Source organism: Streptomyces sp. RKAG290, assembly GCF_023701695.1.
Taxonomy (GTDB): domain Bacteria; phylum Actinomycetota; class Actinomycetes; order Streptomycetales; family Streptomycetaceae; genus Streptomyces.
Genome location: NZ_JAJOZC010000001.1, coordinates 1,793,125 through 1,814,447, shown reverse-complemented (window position 1 = coordinate 1,814,447; position 21,323 = coordinate 1,793,125). Strand labels below are relative to the sequence as shown.

The following is a 21,323-nucleotide window of genomic DNA, read 5'->3' as shown; positions in this document are numbered from 1 at the left end:
AGCGCACACGTCCCGGACCGGGGCAATGCCCCCCGGAGGCCGGGGCACGGAACCCACCCCCTCAGGTTTCGTGCCCCGGCCGCGCCGGACCTCCCCACTCCCCAAGAGCCCGCCCCCGCGTCGCGGCACGACGCCGGCCGGCTCGCCACCCACACCCGAAAGCGACGTTGGAACCGTGGAGAATCCGAACACCACTTACGCGCCGACGGCGCTCGGGAACGGCGGGACGGTCCATTCCCTGCTCGACGAGGCGACCGCGGACACCCCGGACGGGCAGTGCCTGCGCGACTCCGCCGGCGAGGTGACGTACCGGCGGATGTCAGAACTCAGCCACGGCTTCGCGGCCTGGCTCGACGAGCAGGGCGCGGCCCGCGGTGACCGGCTGCTCGTCCAGCTTCCCAGCCGGCGCGAGCTGGTGGCCATGGTCTACGGGGCCTCGCGCCTCGGTGTGATCCTGGTGCCGCTCAACCCGGCGATGAAGGAGTACCACCTCCGCTCCGTCATCGCAGACGCCGAACCCTCCCTGATCATCGGCGACGGCCCCACCACCGAGGTGCTCGGCCGGGCCGCCGGCCTCACCGCGCACGACCTCGCGGCGATCTGGCCCCGCGTCGAAGAGGCCGCCGGACGCCCGGCGCCCCCGGCCCTCGACATCGGCACCGGGGAAACCGCGTTCCTCGTCTACACCTCCGGAAGTACCGCGGCACCCAAGGCGGTCGTGTGCCCGCACGCGCAGGTCACCTTCGCCTCCCGCGCCATCCAGGCCGTGCTGGGCTACCGCCCGGACGACGTCGTCTTCTGCCGCTTCCCGATCTCCTGGGACTACGGCCTGTACAAGGTGCTGCTCGCCTGCCTGGGACGATCCCAACTGGTCCTGGACGGCGGTGAGTCCGACCTCGTACTGCTGCGGCGGATGCGCGAGACCGGCGCCACCGTGGTGCCCATCGTGCCGTCGCTGGCCGCGATGATCGGTACCCGGGCCCGGCGGGACGACGAGGCCCCGGCCCCGGTGCGCATGTTCACCAACACGGGCGCCGCGCTGCCCGACCACGCGGTCACCGCCCTGCGGGAGGCCTTCCCCGGTGTGCGGGTGGTGCGCCAGTTCGGGCAGACCGAATGCAAGCGCGTCACCATCATGCCGCCGGACCAGGAGTACGAGCGGCCGCAGTCGGTCGGCCTGCCCCTGCCCGGCACCACCGTCCTCATCCTCGACGCCGAGGGCAGGTCCCTGCCGGCCGGTGAGACCGGTGAGATCGTCGCCGTGGGCCCGCACGTCATGCCCGGCTACTGGCGCCGCCCCGAACTCTCGGCCCGCACCTTCCGCCCCGACCCCGAGACCGGGGCGCTGCGGCTGCACACCGGCGACTACGGCCGGCTCGACGAGGACGGCTACCTCTACTTCGAGGGCCGCCGCGACGACATGTTCAAGCGCAAGGGCATCCGGATGAGCACGGTCGAGATCGAGGCCGCCGCCATGGACATCCCCGGTGTGCGCACCGCCACCGCGCTGCCGCCCACCGACACCCGCGACCTGGTCATCTTCGCCGAGACCGACCTGCCCCCGCACACCGTCCTGAAGGAACTGGCCGAGCGCCTGGAGCGGGCGAAGGTGCCCGCACTGTGCCGCGTCCTGGACGAACTGCCGCTGAGCCTGCACGGGAAGAACGCCCGGCAGGTACTGACCGAGATGATCGACGGGGAAGGGCGATGAGCCGCTACCAGGCACTGGCCGAACGCTTCGGCACACCGCTGTACGTGTACGACCTCGACGAGACCGATGCGGCCCGGCGGCAGCTGTTCGAATCGCTGCCCGAGGAGTTCACCCTCTTCTACGCCCTCAAGGCCAACCCCCACCCGGATCTGGTCCGGGCCCTGCGCGAGGGGGAGGGCCGCCACTGCCGGCCCGAGATCAGTTCCACCGGCGAGCTGGAGTCCGCCCTCGCCGCCGGTTTCAGCGGCGAGGACTGCCTCTACACCGGCCCCGGCAAGACCCCGGGCGAGCTGGACGAGGCGATCCGGCTGGGCGTCCGCTGCTTCTCCACCGACTCGGTCACCGACGTCCGCCACGTGGCCGACGCCGCGCTGGCGAACGGGGTGCGCGCCGACTGCCTGCTGCGCGTCAACAGCGCGACGGCCAGCGCCACCAGCAGCATCCGGATGACCGGCACCCCCTCGCAGTTCGGGTTCGACAGCGAGACCCTCGCCGACGTCGTCCCCGAGCTGCGCACGATCGCGGGGGTCCGCATCACCGGCATGCACTTCTTCCCGCTGAGCAATGCCAGGGACGAGGCCAGCCTCGTCGGCGAGTTCCAGCACACCATCGAGCTGGCTGCCCGCCTCCAGAGCGAACTGGACCTCCCCCTGCGCTTCCTCGACATCGGCGGCGGCTTCACCGTGCCCTACGCCGTGCCCGGCAGCCGGGGCACGTACCCCAAGCTGCGCGGCGAGCTCGCGGCCGCGCTGGACACCCACTTCCCGAAGTGGCGGACCGAGGGTCCCGAGATCGCCTGCGAGTCGGGCCGCTACCTCGTCGGGGCGAGCGGCACACTGGTCGCCTCCGTCAGCAACGTCAAGGTCAGCCGCGGCCGCAAGTTCGTCGTTCTGGACGCCGGCATCAACACCTTCGGCGGAATGTCCGGCCTGGGCCGCCTGATGCCCGTCGCCGTCGGGACCGAATCGGGGGAATGCGTCGAGTCGGCCAGCCTGGTCGGCCCGCTGTGCACGCCCGGGGACATCCTCGGCCGCGAGATCGAGCTGCCCGCCCTGGCCCCCGGGGACCTGGTGACGATTCCCAACGCCGGTGCGTACGGGCCGACCGCCAGCCTGCTGATGTTCCTGGGCCGCCCGGCCCCCACCGAGGTGGTCGTACGGGGTGACACCGTGCTGTCCGTCTCCCGGATCGAACACAGCCGCACCTACGCGGCCGTGGAAGGACCGGCCGCGGACACCGCTGCGGAGGAGACCGAATGAGCGCCGGCCTCACACACGTCGCCCCGGGCACCGCGAGTCCGGCGGGCGCCCGGCGCGGCACGGTCGTCGTCACGACCGTGGCCTCCGACTCGCACACCTGGAACCTCGTCTTCCTGCAACTGCTCGTCGAGGAGCTGGGGTACGAGGTGATGAACCTGGGGCCGTGCGTCCCGGACCAGGTCCTCGTCGACGCCTGCCGGGAGAACGTCCCCGACCTGGTGGTGATCAGCAGTGTCAACGGGCACGGACACCAGGACGGCCTGCGCGTCATCGACGCGCTGCGCGCGTGCGGTGAGCTGGCCTCGGTGCCGGTGGTCATCGGGGGCAAGCTCGGTGTGGCCGGGCAGCAGAGCGACGCGGCGATCGGTGAGCTGATCTCCGCCGGGTTCGACGCCGTCTTCGACGACGCCTCCACCGCCACCGGGGAGTTCAGCCGGTTCGTCGGCACACTGCCCCGCGTCACCCGCGCCCTGGAGCGCACCGAGGTCGTGGCGTGAGACCGGGCGCGCGCCCGCCCCGCCGGAGGGCCGAGGCGCGCCCGGTGGACTTCGGCGCCTTCGTCCGGGCGAGGAGCCGTGCCGGAGACCTGGTGGTGCAGCCCCGTATGGGGTTCAGCGACCCCGCCACCATGCGCGCGGGACTGGCCGCCACCCGCGCCGCCGACGCCGCGACCGTCGGCACCCTCACCCTCGACAGCTACACGAGGGTCGGCGAACTCGACTCCGTCGACGCGGCGTTGCGCGCCGGGGCCGATCTCAACGGTTACCCCATCGTCAGCTACGACCCGGCCGTGACCGGGCAGGTCCTCGCCGGCATCAGGGACGAGACCTTCCCGGTCCAGGTCCGGCACGGATCGGCCGTCCCCGGGGACATCTTCGCCGCGCTGCGCAGGACCCTGATCAACGCCACCGAGGGCGGCCCCGTCTCCTACTGCCTTCCGTACGGACGCACTCCGCTGGACGAGTCCGTACGGAACTGGGTCCGCTGCACCGAGGATTTCGCACAGCTGCGGGAATCGGGTGTGGAACCGCATCTGGAGACTTTCGGCGGCTGCATGCTCGGGCAATTGTGCCCACCGAGCCAGCTGGTGGCGATCAGTGTGCTCGAAGCCCTTTTCTTCTGCCAGCACGGAATACGCAGTGTGTCGCTCAGTTATGCCCAGCAGACCCACCCGGAACAGGACCGGGAAGCGGTCGCGGCGCTGAGGCGGCTCTGTGCCGAACTGCTTCCGACGTCCAACTGGCACGTGGTCATCTACGCCTACATGGGCGTGTACCCGACCACGGACGACGGCGCCTATCTGCTGCTCGACCAGGCGACGCGCCTCGCCGTCGACTCCGGCTCGGAGCGGCTCATCGTGAAGACCGTGGCGGAGTCCCGCCGGATACCGACCGTGGCGGAGAACATCGCCGCGCTGGAGTCCGCGGCCCGGACGGCCAGGACGGCCCCGACGGGCGGCCAGGCCCCCACGGAGGCCGACTCCCAGACGTACGCCGAGGCCAGAGCCCTGGTCGAGGGCGTACTCGCACTCTCCCCGGACATCGGGCACGCCCTCACCCTCGCCTTCAGGCAGGGCGCTCTGGACATCCCCTACTGCCTGCACCCGGACAACCACGGCCGGGCCCGCAGCTACATCGACGGCGACGGGCGGCTGCGGTGGGCCGGGACGGGGCGGCTGCCGCTGGCCGGGCTCGTCGGCCGGGGCCGGGCCCGGGAGGTCACCTCGGCGGGACTGATCACCGATCTCTCCTACGTACAAAGGGCGTTCGACCGCGCGGCGATGGAATCCGGCGACGCCCGGCACCGCGACGGTGCGGATATCGCGCCGGCCGGACTCCGGTCCCTGCCCGGCGGCGAATCGCGGAAAAGGTTTTAGGTCTTAGGGGGGCTCTAGGGGCTGTGTGCCGCCCTTTCGCCTTCATAGCGTGACCCGCAGTGGTGCGGTTCCCTGGTGGTTTCCGTCCGGTCACGGGCGACAATTGTGTGGAGTGCAGATGACTGAGTCGGAAAACCTCGTCTCTGGCACGGACGGTGTGCCGGACGGGGACACGGTGCGGCAGACCGCGCTCGTGCGTGAGCTGGAATCCCTCCCCACCTCGGAGCAGAACCGGGTGCTGCTGGACCTGGTCCGGGAGAGCACCGCTGCCGTACTGCGCCAGACCCGGCCGGACGCCGGGCAGACCGTGGACCCGGCACGGGCCTTCCGGGAGCTGGGGCTCGACTCCGTGGCGCTGGTGGCCCTGCACGCCCGGCTGACCGCGGCCACCGGCCTCCCGCTGCCCCCTACCGTCGCCTTCGACCACCCCTCACCGGCCGCCCTCGCCGCCCATCTGCGCACCGGGGCCCTCGGCCTGCCCGACCTGCCCGACCCCGTCGTCGCACCGGGCATCGCCACCGACGACCCGATCGCCGTCGTCGGCATCGGCTGCCGCTACCCCGGCGACGTGTCGTCCCCCGAGGACCTGTGGCAACTGGTCGCCGACGGCACCCACATCCGCGACGAGTTCCCCACCGACCGTGGCTGGGACCTCGACCGGCTCTTCGACGACGACCCCACCACCCCTGGCACCACCTACGCCCGGCACGGCGGATTCCTCTCCGGTGCGGCCGAGTTCGACGCGGACTTCTTCTCCATCAGCCCCCGTGAAGCCCTCGCGATGGACCCGCAGCAGCGCCTCGTGCTGGAGACGGTGTGGGAGGCGGTGGAGCGGGCCGGGATCGACGCGCGGACGCTGCGCTCCAGCCGGACCGGCGTCTTCGTCGCCGCCGAGCCGCAGGAGTACGCGATGCGCCTGCACGAGGCGCCGGACGGCCTGGACGGATACCTGCTCAGCGGCAACGCTCCCAGCGTGGTCTCCGGCCGGGTCGCCTACACGCTCGGCCTGGAAGGCCCCGCGCTGACGGTGGACACCGCATGCTCGGGCTCACTGGTCGGCCTCCACCTCGCCGTGCAGTCACTCCGGCGCGGCGAGTGCACCCTGGCGCTGGCGGGCGGGGTCGCCGTGATGGGCAGCCCCGGCGTGTTCACCGCGTTCAGCCGGCAACGCGGACTCGCGGCCGACGGCACGGTGAAGGCGTTCGCCGCCGCCGCCGACGGCACCGCGTTCGCCGAGGGCGCCGGGATATTCGTCCTGGAGCGCCTCTCCGACGCACGGGCCAACAACCACCCGGTCCTTGCCGTCGTGCGCGGTACGGCCATCAACCAGGACGGCGCCTCGAACGGCCTGACCGCGCCGAGCGGCCGGGCCCAGCGCCAGGTCATCCGACAGGCACTCGCGGACGCCGGACTCACCGCCGGCGAGGTCGACGCCGTCGAGGCACACGGCACCGGCACCACGCTCGGCGACCCCATCGAGGCCCAGGCGCTGATCGCCACCTACGGGCAGGAGCGCACCGAGGGCCCGGTCTGGCTCGGGTCGGTGAAGTCCAACATCGGGCACACCCAGGCGGCCGCCGGCTCGGCCGGCGTCATCAAGATGATCATGGCGATGCGGCACGGCGTGCTGCCCGCGACGCTGCACGTGGACGCCCCGTCGCCCAACGTCGACTGGTCGGCGGGGGAGGCCCGCCTGCTCACCGAAGCCGTGCCGTGGGCCCCGGGCGAGCGCCCCCGCAGGGCCGCCGTGTCCTCCTTCGGTGTCAGTGGCACCAACGCCCACATCGTCGTCGAGGAGCCGCCGGCCGAGACCGCCGGCAGCGCCGCGGCCGAGGGCGACGGCGCCCCGGCCGAAGACGGACGGCCACTGCCGGCGACGCTCTCCGCCAGGAGCGAGGCCGCCCTGCGCGACCAGGCGCGACGCCTGCTGGCACACGTCGAGAACACCCCCGACGCCCGCCCCCTCGACCTCGCCCACTCATTGGCGACCACCCGCTCCGCGCTGTCCCACCGGGCCGTCGTGCTCGCCGGCGACCGCGCGGGCCTCCTCGACGGGCTGCGGGCCGTGGCGGACGGCCGCGACGCCCCCGGCGTGTTCACCTCGGTCACCGGCGGCGGCACCGCCTTCCTCTTCACCGGCCAGGGCAGCCAGCGCCTCGCCATGGGACGGCGGCTGTACGAGGCCTACCCGGTCTACGCCAAGGCCCTCGACAACGCCATCGGCTACCTGGACCTCCAGCTCGACCGCTCCCTGTGGGACGTCCTGTTCGCCGACGAGGGCAGCCCCGAGGCGGCCCTGCTGGACGGCACCGGGTACGCGCAGCCGGCCCTCTTCGCCGTCGAGGTCGCCCTGTTCCGGCTCCTGGAGTCCTGGGGCGTGCGTCCGGACTACGTGGCCGGGCACTCCATCGGCGAGCTGACCGCCGCCCACGTCGCCGGTGTGCTCTCACTCGACGACGCCGCCACCCTCGTCGCCGCGCGCGGCCGCCTGATGCAGGCACTGCCCGAAGGCGGCGCCATGATCGCCGTGGAGGCGGCCGAGGAGACGGTGCAGCCGCTCCTCGCGCACTGCCGGGACACGGTGAGCATCGCCGCCGTCAACGGCCCCCGCTCCGTCGTGCTGTCCGGGGACGAGGAGACGGTCACCGCCCTCGCCGCCCGGCTGGAGGCCGACGGCCACCGGACCAAGCGGCTCCGGGTCAGCCACGCGTTCCACTCGCCGCTGATGGCACCCATGCTCGACGACTTCCGGCAGATCGCCCGGATCCTCAGCTACGCCGCGCCCGAGCTCCCCGTCGTCTCGGCCCTCACCGGGGAGCTCGCGACCGCCGAGGAACTCACCGACCCCGAGTACTGGGTGCGGCACATCTGCGAGCCCGTACGCTTCCACGACGCCGTCACCTCCCTCACGGACCGTGGCGTCGCCACCTTCCTGGAACTCGGACCCGACGCGGTGCTCTGCGCCATGGGGCGCGAGAGCTCCGGCCCGGCGGCGGTGTTCAGCCCGGTCCTGCGGCGCGGGCACGACGAGCCGTACCAGCTGCTCAGCGCCCTGGCCGTCGCCCACACGCGAGGCACCCCCGTCGACTGGCACGCCTTCTTCGCCGGCGCCGGAGCGCACCGCGTCGAACTGCCCACCTACGCCTTCCAGCGCGAGCGGTTCTGGCTCAGCGCCCCCGCCGCCGCCCAGGACGCCACGGCGCTCGGCCAGATGGCCGCCGACCACCCGCTGCTGGGCGCGGTGGTGGGCCTCGCCGACACCGGCGGCGCCGTCCTCACCGGACGGGTCTCGCTGCGCTCGCACCCCTGGCTCGCCGACCACGTGATCGCCGGCCATGTCCTGCTGCCCGGCACCGCGTTCGTCGACCTCGCGGTCCGGGCCGGTGAACAGACCGGCTGCGAGCGCCTCGACGAACTGGTCATGGCGGCCCCGCTGACCCTGCCCACCACCGGCGGCGTCGCCCTCCAGATCGTCGTCGACGCCCCCGACACCAACGGCCGGCGCGCCGTCGCCTTCTACTCACGCGACGAGGACGCACCCGCCGACGCCCCCTGGATCCGCCACGCCACCGGCCTCCTGGCCCCCAGGGACCTGTCCGCGCCCCGGACCACGGACTTCGCGGCGGGCGCCTGGCCGCCACCCCTTGCCGAGCCCGTCGACATCACCGGCCTCTACGGCGACCTCGCCACGCAGGGCTACGGATACGGCCCCGCCTTCCACGGCCTGCGGGCGGTCTGGAAGGGCGCGGAGGGTGAGGTGTTCGCCGAGGTGCGGCTGCCCGAAACGGCCGGCGATCCGGCCTCCGCCTACGGACTCCACCCCGCGCTGCTCGATGCCGTGCTGCACGCCACCGACTTCGCCACGGCGGCCGGCACGGACAGCCCGCAGGACCGCGTCCTGCTGCCCTTCGCCTGGACCGGCGTCACCCTGCACGCCGCAGGCGCGACCACCTTGCGGGTACGCGTCACCGCCACCGGCACCGACGAGGTCGCCCTCGAACTGGCCGATGCCACGGGCGCCCCGGTGGCCTCCGTCGACTCCTTCCTCGTCCGCCCCCTCGCGGCCGGCGGGCTGGCAGCCACGGCCCACCCCGACGCACTCCACCACGTGCGGTGGACCCCGCTGCCGGCCCCCGCCGCCTCCCCGTCGGACCCGGACGACGCCGTCCACGTCTGCGCCGCACCGACCGGCCCCGACATCGCCGCCGACGTCCGCACCGTCCTCGGCGCCACGCTCACGGCCGTACAGGACCGGCTCGCCGACGAGCGGTCCGCCACCGCGCGGCTCACCGTCCTCACCCAGGGCGCGGTCGCCGCCGCCCCGGGGGAGCAGGCCGCACTGGCCCAGGCACCCGTCTGGGGCCTGGTGCGCTCCGCCCAGGCCGAACACCCGGGCCGCTTCCGCCTCTTGGACACCGACGGCTCCCTGCCCGCCGATGAACTGCTGCGCCTGGTGGCCGAGTCGGACGAACCCGAAATCGCGCTGCGCGACGGCCAGTTGCACGCTCCCCGGCTGACCCGCACCACGCAGGCACCGGACACCGGAGCCACCCCCTGGCGCACCGAAGGCACCGTCCTGATCACGGGCGGCACCGGCGGCGTCGGCGCCACGCTCGCCCGGCACCTGGTCACCGCACACGGCGTACGCGGCCTGCTGCTCACCGGCCGCCGGGGCGCGGACGCCCCCGGCGCCGAGGAGCTGCGCGCCGAGCTGACCGCACTCGGCGCAGAGGTCACGGTCGCCGCCTGCGACGCCGCCGACCGCGACGCGCTGGCCCAGGTCCTGGCCGCCGTACCCGAGCGGTTGCCGCTGAGCGCGGTGGTGCACGCGGCGGGGGTACTCGACGACGCACTCGTCGACTCCCTGGACGACGCCCGGCTGGACACCGTCCTGCGGCCCAAGGCGGACGGGGCCTGGAACCTGCACGAGCTCACCCGGGACAGCGACCTGTCGGCGTTCGTCCTCTTCTCCTCCACCGCCACCCTCCTGGACGGCGCGGGACAGGGCAACTACGCCGCAGCCAACGTCTTCCTCGACGCCCTGGCCACCCACCGAGCCGCCCTCGGTCTCCCCGCGACCTCACTCGCCTGGGGGCTGTGGACCGGCACCGGCGGCATGGGCGGCACCCTCGACGAGGCGGCGCTGCGGCGCATCGAACGCCTCGGCCTCCAGCCCCTGTCCGTCGCGGAGAACCTCGCGCTCCTGGACCGTGCGATCACCACCGGGGCCCACCCGGCCGTCGTGCCCGTACGGCTGAACCTGCGCACGCTCAACGCCCGCGCCGGCGACGTCCCGGCCCTCCTGCGGGCCCTGGTCCGTCCCCCGCGCCGTGCCGTGGGCGGCGGCGGGGTCAGCGTCGAGCAGTCCCTCGCGCGCAGCCTGAGCGGGCTGACCCGCTCGGAGCGCGGCGAGGCCCTCCTGGACCTGGTCCGTACCCAGGTGGCCGCCGTCCTCGGCCACGAGGGCCCCGAACGCGTCGTCATCACACGGGCGTTCAACGAGATGGGGTTCGACTCCCTCGCGGCCGTCGAACTCCGCAACCGGCTCGGATCGGCCACCGGACTGCCACTGGCGGCCACACTCGTCTTCGACTACCCCTCGCCCGGCGCCCTCGCCGACCACCTGGCCTCCCGGCTCGGCGGCGACGCGGAACAGCAAGCCGGGCGGCGCGCGCCGGCTGCCGCCGCCGCGACCGACGACGACCCCATCGCCATCGTCTCCATGGCCTGCCGCTACCCGGGCGGGGTGACGTCGCCCGAGGAGCTGTGGCAGCTCGTCGAGGAGGGACGCGACGTCGTCTCGGCGTTCCCCACCGACCGCGGCTGGGCCACCGACATCCACGACGCCGAGCCCGGCGCACCGGGCAAGAGCCTCACCGACCAGGGCGGATTCCTCTACCAGGCGGCCGACTTCGACGCCGAGTTCTTCGGCATCAGCCCCCGCGAGGCCCAGGCCATGGATCCGCAGCAGCGGCTGCTGCTGGAGATCGCCTGGGAGACCGTCGAACGCGCGGGCATCGACCCGCACACCCTGCGCGGCAGCGACACCGGTGTGTTCGCCGGTGTGATGTACCACGACTGGGGACTGCGGCTCGGCCCGCTGCCCGAGCACGTGGCGGGCTACCACGGCAACGGAAGCCTCGCCAGCGTGGTGTCCGGGCGGGTCGCGTACACCCTCGGCATCGAAGGCCCCGCCGTCACCGTCGACACCGCGTGCTCGTCCTCCCTGGTCGCCCTGCACTGGGCCGCCCAGGCGCTGCGCCGGGGCGACTGCGCCCTCGCGCTGGCGGGCGGCGTCACCGTCATGTCCACCCCCGACACGTTCGTCGACATGAGCCGGCAGCGCGGCCTGGCCACCGACGGGCGGTGCAAGTCGTTCGGCAGCGGTGCCGACGGCACCGGCTGGGGCGAGGGCGTCGGCATGCTCCTGCTGGAGCGGCTCTCCGACGCCGAGCGCAACGGCCACCGCGTACTCGGCATCGTCCGCGGCTCGGCCGTCAACTCCGACGGCGCCTCCAACGGGCTCACGGCGCCCAACGGCCCGTCCCAGCAGCGCGTCATCCGACGCGCGCTCAGCGTCGCCGGCCTCACCCCCGCCGACGTCGACGCCGTCGAGGGCCACGGCACCGGTACCGTCCTGGGCGACCCGATCGAGGCCCAGGCGCTGCTGGACACCTACGGGCAGGAGCGCCCGGCCGACAACAGCCCGCTGCTGCTCGGATCCATCAAGTCCAACATGGGCCACACCCAGGCGGCGGCCGGGGTGGCGGGCATCATCAAGATGGTGCAGGCGATGCGCCACGGCACCCTGCCCGCGACCCTGCACGCCGACGAGCCGTCACCCCAGGTGGACTGGGACTCCGGCGCCGTCGCACTGCTGACCGGGCCCACCGCCTGGCCCGCGCACGGCCGTCCGCGTCGTGCCGGGGTGTCGTCGTTCGGTATCAGCGGCACCAACGCGCACGTGATCATCGAAGAGCCTCCCGCCGCCGCTCCCCAGGACGCGCCCGAGCCCGCCGGGCCGACGTCCGGCCTGGTCGCCTGGCCGCTCTCGGCGAAGACCCCGGACGCGTTGAGTGCCCAGGCGACGCGTCTGGTCAGTCACCTCGCGACCGTCCCCGACGACGCACTCGCCGCGACGGGCCACGCCCTGGCGACGACCCGCGCCGCTCTGGACCACCGCGCCGTCGCGCTCGGCGCCGACCGCACGGAACTCGCCGCCGCGCTGGAGGCGTTGGCCTCCGGCGCCGGGCCGGTGCGGGACACGGCCGGCGAGGGCAAGGTCGCGTTCCTGTTCACGGGGCAGGGTGCGCAGCGGCTCGGGATGGGCCGGGAGCTGCACGAGACATATCCGGTGTTCGCGGACGCTTTCGACGCGGTGCTGGTGGAGCTGGACGCCCGGTTGGGGCGTTCGTTGCGTGACGTGGTCTGGGGTGAGGACGCCGGCCTGCTGAACGGCACGATGTTCGCCCAGGCCGCGCTGTTCGCGGTGGAGACGGCGTTGTTCCGGCTGGTGGAGTCCTGGGGCGTGCGTCCGGACTTCCTGGCGGGGCACTCCGTGGGTGAGATAGCGGCCGCCCATGTGACGGGGGTGCTGTCGCTGGCGGACGCGGCCGAACTGGTCGTGGCGCGTGGCCGGTTGATGCAGGCACTGCCCGCCGGAGGGTCGATGGTGGCGGTGGAGGCCTCGGAGGCCGAGGTGCTTCCGCTGCTGAACGACGGGGTCGCGGTCGCCGCCGTGAACGGTCCGCGGTCCGTCGTCGTCTCGGGTACGGAAGCGGCGGTCGCCGAGCTGGTTGCGACGTTCGAGGCGCAGGGCCGTCGGACGAGCACGCTGCGGGTGTCGCACGCCTTCCATTCGCCGTTGATGGAGCCGATGCTGGCGGAGTTCGGGGCGGTGGTGGCCGGGCTGTCGTTCGGCGCCCCGTCGATCCCGGTGGTGTCGGGTGTGTCCGGGGACCTGGCGGAGAACTGGGGTTCGGCGTCGTACTGGGTGCGGCACGTCCGTGAAGCGGTGCGCTTCTCGGACGTGGTCAGGTTCCTGGAGGACCGTGGTGTCACCTCGTACATCGAGATAGGCCCCGACGCCGTGCTCAGCGGCATGGGCCAGGACTGTGTCCAGGACGCGGACGGGGCGGCGTTCGTCCCCTCGCTGCGACGGAACCGGCCCGAGGCCCGCGAACTCCTGGCCGCCGTCGGCCGTGCCCACGCGCGCGGCGTCACCGTCGCATGGGACGCCCTCTTCGGCCTCCACGGCATCGGACAGGGCCCGGACCTGCCCACCTACGCCTTCCAGCACCAGCGCTACTGGCTCGACCTGGCCACCGCCCCCGGCGACCTGGACGCGGTCGGTCTCGAAGCGGTCACCCACCCCCTGCTGAGCGCCGCCGTGGCGACGCCGGACGACGGCGGGGTGGTCCTCACCGGGCGTCTCGCCACCGGTACCCAGCCCTGGCTCGCGGACCACGGGGTACTGGGCAGCGTGCTGCTGCCGGGCACCGGCTTCGTCGAGCTGGCGATCCGGGCGGGCGACCACGTCGGCTGCGGCCGGATCGAGGAACTGCTCCTCGAAGCGCCGCTGACACTGCCGGCCCGGGGAGGTGTCGCCCTGCGCGTCGTCGTCGGCGCACCGGACCCCTCCGGCGCCTGCGCGGTCAGCATCCACTCGCGCGGCTCCACGGACCCCGACGCCGCATGGACCAGGCACGCCCACGGCACCCTGACCCGCGAAGCACCCGCACCCGCCTTCGACCTGACCCAGTGGCCGCCGCCAGGCGCCACCCCGGTCGACACGGAGTCCGCCTACGAGCGGCTGCGTGAGCGCGCCTACGCCTACGGCCCCGCCTTCCAGGGCCTGCGCGCGGCCTGGCGGCGCGGCGACGACGTGTTCGCCGAGGTCGCCCTCGACGGCCCCGCCCGCGACGAGGCGGCCGCCTTCGGGCTGCACCCCGCACTCCTCGACGCGGCCATGCACGCCGACCTGCTGACGGACCCGGCCGCCGACGCGGCCACCCTGCTGCCCTTCTCGTGGAACGGCGTCACCCTGCACGCCGCCGGAACCCCGTCGCTGCGCGTCCACATCCAGCGGATCCGCGGCGACGAGGTGTCCGCCATCATGGTCGCCGACGAGAGCGGCGCCCCGGTGGCCACGGTGGAGTCGCTCGTCTCCCGCCCGGTCTCGCCGGAGCAGATCGCGGCGGCCTCGGGCACACCGTCCCCCTCCCTCCACCGCATCGTCTGGCAGCGGACGGAGCCGGCCACCGCGACGGCCGACGCCACTCCCGCCTTCACCGTCCTGCACTGCCCGGCGTCACCCGAGGGCCAGGACGTCCCGGCCGCCGTGCGCGCCCTCGCCCACCACGTCCTCGGCGAGGTGCGCGACCGGCTCGCCGACCCCGAGGCGGCCGCCCGTACCCTCGTCGTGGTCACCCGGCGCGCCGTGCCCGTGCGGCCCGGCGACGACGTGGACCCGGTCCAGGCACCCGTATGGGGTCTGGTGCGTGCCGCGCAGGCCGAGAACCCGGGCCGGTTCCAACTGATCGACACAGACAGCGAATCCGACGCGGGCGATGCAGCCCTGTCCGCTGCCGTCGCGGCCGGCGAACCCGAGGCCGCGCTGCGTGACGGCGCCTTGTGGGTGCCACGGCTGGGCCCGGTCACCGCGCCCGAGCCTGCACCGTCCGCCCCCTGGGACACCACCGGCACGGTGCTGATCACCGGAGGCACCAGCGGCCTCGGGGCACTCACCGCACGTCACCTCGTCACCGAGCACGGCGTACGGCATCTCCTGCTGGCCGGCCGGCGCGGCATCGACGCCCCCGGCGCGAAGGACCTCGCCGCGGAACTGACGGGTCTCGGTGCCGAGGTCGCGATAGCCGCGTGCGACGTCGCCGACCGTGCCGGACTGGCCTCCCTGCTCGCCGGGATCGACGCCGGGCACCCGCTGCGCGCCGTCGTGCACGCGGCGGCCGTCGCCGACGGCGGACTGGTCGGCAGCCTCACACCCGAACGGTTCGACGCCGTCCTGCGCCCCAAGGCCGAGGGCGCCTGGAACCTGCACGAACTGACCAGGGACACCGACCTCACCGCGTTCGTCATGTTCTCCTCGGCGGGCGGCCTCGTCCTCGCGGCCGGACAGGCCGACTACGCGGCGGCCAACGTCTTCCTGGACGCTCTCGCCACCCACCGCGCGGCGGCCGGACTGCCCGCGACATCCATCGCCTTCGGCATGTGGGACGTCAGTACCGGGCTCGGCGGCGACCTCACCGAAGCCGACCTGGACCGGATGCGGCGGCTCGGCCTGCCGGCTATCCCCGCCCACCGGGGCCTGGAGCTCTTCGACGCCGCCCTCGTCGCCGAGGAAGCCGCCGTCGTCCCCCTCACCATCGACGCGGCAGCGCTCGCCGCCCGCAGCGACGACGTGCCCGCACTCCTGCGCGGCCGGGTCCGTGCTCCCGCGCGCCGCACCGTCAGCGCGGCCGCCACCGGCTCCGCACTGGAACGCCGCCTGGCCGGCGCGACCCCCGACGAGCGGGCCCGCATCCTGCTGGACACGGTCCGCACCCAGGTCGCCTCCGTGCTCGGCCAGCCGTCCTCCGAGGCCGTCGGCCCCGACTCGGCCTTCCGCGACCAGGGATTCGACTCCCTCGCCGCCGTGGAACTGCGCAACCTGCTGGTCGGCTCCACCGGGCTCCGACTGCCCGCGACACTGGTCTTCGACTACCCCAACTCCCGTGCCGTGGCCGGGTACCTCGACACCCTGCTCACCGGCATGACCCGCACCGCTCCCACCGCCACCCCGCTCGCGGCCGTCGACGACGACCCGATCGCGGTGGTGGCCATCAGCTGCCGCTTCCCCGGAGGCGTCCGGTCGCCCGAGGACCTGTGGGACCTCGTCGCGGACGGCGTCGACGCCATCGGCGACTTCCCCGCCGACCGGGGCTGGGACGCCGACGCCCTCTACGACCCGGAGCCGGGGCTCCCCGGCCGCACCTACGTGCGCGAAGGCGGATTCCTCTACGACGCGGCCGAGTTCGACCCCGCGTTCTTCGGCATCATGCCGCGGGAGGCCCTCGCGATGGACCCGCAGCAACGCCTGCTGCTGCAGTCCGCGTGGGAGACGTTCGAGCGCGCCGGAATCGACCCGGACACGCTGCGCGGCAGCCAGACCGGTGTCTACGCCGGAGTGATGTACCACGAGTACGGCAGCCGGGTCACGGACGTCCCCGACGACCTGGCCGGCTACCTCGGCAACGGCAGCGCGGGCAGCATCGCCTCCGGCCGCGTCGCCTACGCGCTGGGCCTCGAAGGGCCCGCCGTCACGGTGGACACCGCCTGCTCCTCCTCCCTCGTCAGCCTCCACATGGCCTGCCAGGCGCTGCGCACCGGAGAGATCGACCTGGCCCTGGCGGGTGGTGTCACCGTCATGCCGACCCCGGAGATCTTCATCGACTTCAGCCGGCAGCGCGGTCTCGCCGCCGACGGGCGGTCCAAGGCGTTCGCGGGCGCCGCCGACGGCACGAGCTGGGCCGAGGGAGTCGGCCTCCTGCTGGTGGAGCGCCTCTCCGACGCCCGTCGCAACGGACACCCCGTCCTCGCGGTGGTCCGGGGCAGCGCCATCAACCAGGACGGCGCCTCCAACGGACTGACCGCCCCCAACGGCCCCTCCCAGCAGCGCGTCATCCGAAAGGCACTGTCGGCCGCCGGCCTGGTCCCGGCCGATGTGGACGCGGTGGAGGGGCACGGCACCGGCACCCGGCTGGGCGACCCGATCGAGGCGCAGGCCCTGCTGGCCACGTACGGCCAGGACCGCCCCGCCGACCGCCCGCTGTGGCTCGGCTCGGTCAAGTCGAACATCGGGCACGCCCAGGCCGCCGCGGGTGTCAGCGGAGTGATCAAGATGGTGATGGCCCTGCGCAACGGGCTGCTGCCCCGCACCCTGCACGTCGACGAGCCGTCACCCGAGGTGGACTGGGAGGCCGGCGGCGTACGACTGCTGACCGAACCGGTCAGCTGGGAGGCGCACGACCGGCCCCGGCGCGCGGGAGTCTCCTCCTTCGGGCTCAGCGGCACGAACGCCCACGTCATCATCGAGGAAGCACCCCAGGACGACACCGCGACCTCCGCGCCGCACGGCCCGCACGGCTCCGCCGCTCCCGCCGGACCACTGCCCGTCCTGCCGCTGCCCCTGTCTGCCAGGACCACCGATGCGCTGGCTGCGCAGGCGGGACGTCTGCTCGCTCACGTGGAGTCCCACCCGGGTGAGTCGTTGGCGGACGTGGGCTATTCGCTGGCGACGACGCGTGCGGTGCTGGACCACCGTGCCGTGGTGGTGTCCGCGGACCGTGCGGGTGCGGTGCGCGCGCTGACCGATCTGGCGGCGGGCCGGGAGAGTGCGGATGCCGTCGTGTCGGCGGGTACCTCCCCGGAGGGTCTGACCGCGTTCCTGTTCACGGGGCAGGGTGCGCAGCGGCTCGGGATGGGCCGCGAGCTGTACGAGGTGTTCCCGGTGTTCGCCGAGGCGTTCGACGCGGTGGTCGCCGAGCTGGACGCCCGGCTGGGACGTTCGCTGCGTGAGGTGATGTGGGGCGAGGACGCCGAACTGCTCAACGGGACGATGTTCGCCCAGGCCGCGCTGTTCGCGGTGGAGACGGCGTTGTTCCGGCTGGTGGCGTCCTGGGGGGTGCGTGCGGACTTCCTGGCGGGTCACTCGATCGGAGAGATCACGGCGGCCCATGTGGCGGGGGTGCTCTCGCCGGCGGACGCGGCCGAACTGGTCGTCGCACGCGGGCGGTTGATGCAGGCACTGCCGGTGGGCGGAGTGATGGTGGCGGTGGCCGCGTCGGAGGACGAGGTGCTTCCGCTGCTGGGTGAGGGGGTGGGGCTCGCGGCGGTCAACGGTCCCTCGGCCGTGGTGCTGTCGGGTGCGCAGGCGCCGACGCTCGCCGTGGCGGAGCACTTCGCCGGATTGGGGCGTCGCACGAAGCGGCTGAACGTGTCGCACGCCTTCCACTCACCCCTCATGGAACCCATGCTCGACGCGTTCCGAAAGGTCGCGGAGACGCTCTCGTACACCGCTCCCTCGATGCGCGTCATGTCCCACGTGACCGGCGCGGAAGCGACCGCCGAGCAGCTGACCTCGCCCGAGTACTGGGTACGCCACGTCCGCGAAGCCGTACGGTTCGCCGACGGCGTCGCCCACCTCTCGGGCAAGGGCGTCACCCGCTTCGTGGAACTCGGTCCCGACGCGGTGCTCACCGCACTCACCGAGGCCGCCCCGCACCACTCGCCCGACCCCCTCACCGTGCCCGTCCTGCGCAAGGGCCGGCCCGAGGTCTCCACCCTGCTCGCCGCCCTTGCCCGACTGCACGTCGCCGGCGGCCCCGGCGTCCGCTGGGCCGAAGTCCTCGACGGCCGCGGCGGCCGCAAGGTGGAGCTGCCCACGTACGCCTTCGACCGCACCACGTACTGGCTCGACGCCCCCGACCCCGTCGGTGGCGATGTCACCGGACTCGGCCAGACCGCCGCCGCGCACCCGCTGCTCAGCGCCGTGGTCGCCTCCCCGGAGGCCGGCGGCGTGGTGCTCACCGGACGCCTCTCCGTCCGCACCCACCCCTGGCTCGCCGACCACGACGTCCTGGGGACCGTGCTGCTGCCCGGCACCGGCTACATCGAACTGGCCATCCGGGCAGGTGAGGAAGTGGGCTGCGAGGTGGTGGAGGAGCTCACCATCGAGGCGCTGATGCCGCTCCCGCCGCACGGCGGACTCGCCGTCCAGGTCGTCGTCGACGCACCCGACGCGGGCGGGCGCTGCTCACTCGCCGTCTACTCGCGCGCCGACGACGCCCCCGCCGGCGCACCCTGGAGCAAGCACGCCAGCGGCGTACTCGCCCCGGGAACGGGACAGGCGCCGCCGCCCGACGCATTCGCCCCCGCCCCGGCCGACTGGCCGCCCACGGGTGCGACCGAGGTCGACATCTCCGGTGTGTACGACTACCTCACCGGCCAGGGCTACGGCTACGGCCCCATGTTCCGGGGCCTGCGCGGCATCTGGTCGCGGGGCCGGGAGACGTTCGCGGAGGTGTCCCTGCCGGAGGACTCCCTGGACGTCGGCAAGGACTTCCGTCTCCACCCCTCCATCCTCGACGCGGCACTGAGCGCGACCGACTTCATGGACGGCCGCCGGCCCCAGGACGTCGGCGGCACCCAGCTGCCGTTCGCGTGGTCCGGCGTCACCCTGCACGCCGCCGGTTCGTCCCGGCTGCGGGTGCGCATCACCGCCGTCGAATCCCACCGGTCACAGGGCTCGGACGCGGTACGCCTCGAACTCACCGACCCCGGCGGCACCCCGGTCGCCACCATCGACTCCCTCGTGGTGCGCCCCGTCACCGCGGCCAAGGTCAACGCGGCGGCCGCCGCAGGAGGCGGCGAGCACGAGACCGTGTTCCAGCTGGTCACCCAGCAACTGCCACTCGGCGCGGCCGTCTCCGCCGCCACGGACCGCTGGGCGGTGCTCGGCACCGCCCCCGACGGCGCTTCCGCCGCCGGACCCGGCGCCGCCTACCCGGACCTCCTCGCCCTGGGCGCCGCGCTGACCGGCGGCGCTCCGGTCCCCGACGTCGTCCTCCTGCCCGTGCCGACCGCCACGGACCACGACGACATCCCGGCGGCCGTCCGCTCGGTGACCGGCGGGATCCTCACCACGCTGCAGTCCTGGCTCGCGGACGAGCGGTACGCCCACTCCCGCCTCATGGTGGTCACCCGCAACGCCCTTCCGCTCAAGGAGAGCGAGCCCGCCGGCGTGGACCTCGTGCAGGCACCGGTATGGGGGCTGCTGCGCTCCGCCCAGGAGGAATACCCCGGCCGGTTCGTCCTCGTCGACTCCGACGGCACGGCCGCGGCCCGCGAGTCGCTGCCCGCCGTGGCCGCGTCCGGCGAACCCGAAGCGATCCTCCGCGGCGCCGAGGTGCGGGTGCCCCGGCTGGCCCGGGTGGCAGCGTCGGCACCCACCGCGCCCCTGCCCTGGGACGCCGAGGGGACCGTACTGATCACCGGAGGAACCAGCGGCCTCGGCGCCGTCGTCGCCCGCCACCTGGTGGAAACGCACGGCGTACGTCATCTCCTGCTCGCGGGACGACGTGGCCAGGACGCGCCCGGTGCCACGGAACTGCGCGACGCGCTGAACGGACTCGGAGCACGCGTCACCCTCGCGGCCTGCGACACGTCCGACCGCGCGGCTGTCGACGGGCTGCTCGCGGCGATACCGGCCGCACACCCGCTCACGGCGGTGGTCCACGCGGCCGCGGTCATGGACAACGCACTGCTCGCCGCCCTCACCCCCGCGCAGGTCGACACGGTGATGCGCCCCAAGGTGGACGCGGCATGGAACCTGCACGAGGCGACACGCGGCCTGGACCTGAAGGCGTTCATCCTCTTCTCCTCCTGCGCCGGACTGGTCGTCGGTGTGGGCCAGGGCAACTACGCCGCCGCCAACCGCTTCCTGGACGCGCTCTCCGCCCACCGCCGAAGCGCCGGACTCCCCGCCACGTCACTGGCGTTCGGCCTCTGGGAGACCAAGACCGGCCTGGGGGGCGGAGTCACCCACGCCGACCTGCGGCGCATGCGCGCCATGGGCATGCCGGCCCTGCCGACCGCCGAGGGCCTCGCCCTCCTCGACGAGGCCCTCGAACTCGACCAGCCCGTGCTCGTACCGATCCGGGTGGAGCGCGATCGCCACGCCACGGCCGAACCTTCGCACCTGCTGAAGGAGGTGCTCGGCGCGCCGGAACGGCCCGCCGCACGCAAGGAGGTGCGGGCGCCCGCCGTCACCACGGTGGCCGCAGCCGCCACCGAACTCACCCTGGAACAAAGGCTGTCCGGCATGAAGGCGGCCGAACGCAAGCGCACTGTCCTGGACGTCGTGCGGGAACAGGTCGCCGCGGTCAGCCACAGCGTCCCGGCCACTGTCGATGTCTCGAAGGGCTTCACCGAGCTCGGCCTCGACTCGCTCGCCGCGATCGACCTCCGGAACCGGCTCCAGAAGGCCACCGGCCTCCGGCTCCCGGCCACCCTCATGTTCGACTACCCCAGCCCCATGGTGCTGGCCGACTTCCTCCTGGAGGAACTCCCGGCAGGCATCGAGGAGAACACGCCGGACGCGGCTGCCGGCACCGCAGCCGCACAGAACGGCCCGGGAACCGCGCGGACCGACGCCGCCATCCGGCAGTCCCTCGCGGACATCCCGGTCGACGCGCTCCGGGAGTCCGGCCTGCTGGACGCACTGCTGGAACTCGCCGACCGGCCCGCGGCACCCGCGTCCGCCACCGAATCCCGCACCGGTGCCCCACAGGGCGAGACCGCGCAGGCCGGCGAAGCGATCAGGACCATGGACGTCGACGACCTGGTGCGCGCCGCGCTCGCGTCCGCCGACCCGACCCGGAACCCGAGCGAGGGCTGAGGACATCATGGAAACATCTGT

At 73.8% G+C, this 21,323-nt stretch carries 5 protein-coding genes; all 5 read left to right on the top strand.

Annotated elements, in window-relative coordinates:
- Positions 1-175 precede the first annotated feature (175 nt).
- Complete coding sequence (locus LNW71_RS07560) at positions 176-1,711, top strand: AMP-binding protein (RefSeq protein WP_250967521.1); 1,536 nt, start codon at positions 176-178, stop codon at positions 1,709-1,711.
- Positions 1,708-2,970 (top strand): type III PLP-dependent enzyme, encoded by a 1,263-nt coding sequence (locus LNW71_RS07555; RefSeq protein WP_250967520.1) that lies wholly within the window; start codon positions 1,708-1,710, stop codon positions 2,968-2,970. Before LNW71_RS07560 ends, LNW71_RS07555 begins: the two co-directional genes overlap by 4 nt.
- Entirely contained in the window at positions 2,967-3,467 is a 501-nt protein-coding gene (locus LNW71_RS07550) for a cobalamin-dependent protein (RefSeq protein WP_250967519.1), read from the top strand. Before LNW71_RS07555 ends, LNW71_RS07550 begins: the two co-directional genes overlap by 4 nt.
- Positions 3,464-4,846, top strand: coding sequence for a methylaspartate mutase (locus LNW71_RS07545; protein WP_250967518.1), 1,383 nt, complete (start codon positions 3,464-3,466; stop codon positions 4,844-4,846). The genes LNW71_RS07550 and LNW71_RS07545 overlap by 4 nt, the downstream gene beginning before the upstream one ends.
- A gap of 118 nt (positions 4,847-4,964) precedes the next feature.
- Positions 4,965-21,302, top strand: coding sequence for a type I polyketide synthase (locus LNW71_RS07530; RefSeq protein ID WP_285802062.1), 16,338 nt, complete (start codon positions 4,965-4,967; stop codon positions 21,300-21,302).
- The last annotated feature ends 21 nt before the right edge of the window (positions 21,303-21,323 follow it).

Excerpts from the sequence above, each read along its gene's own strand:
- LNW71_RS07550 (WP_250967519.1), top strand. The coding sequence starts at position 2,967 with ATGAGCGCCGGCCTCACACACGTCGCCCCGGGCACCGCGAGTCCGGCG.
- LNW71_RS07530 (WP_285802062.1), top strand. The coding sequence starts at position 4,965 with ATGACTGAGTCGGAAAACCTCGTCTCTGGCACGGACGGTGTGCCGGAC.
- LNW71_RS07555 (WP_250967520.1), top strand. The coding sequence starts at position 1,708 with ATGAGCCGCTACCAGGCACTGGCCGAACGCTTCGGCACACCGCTGTAC.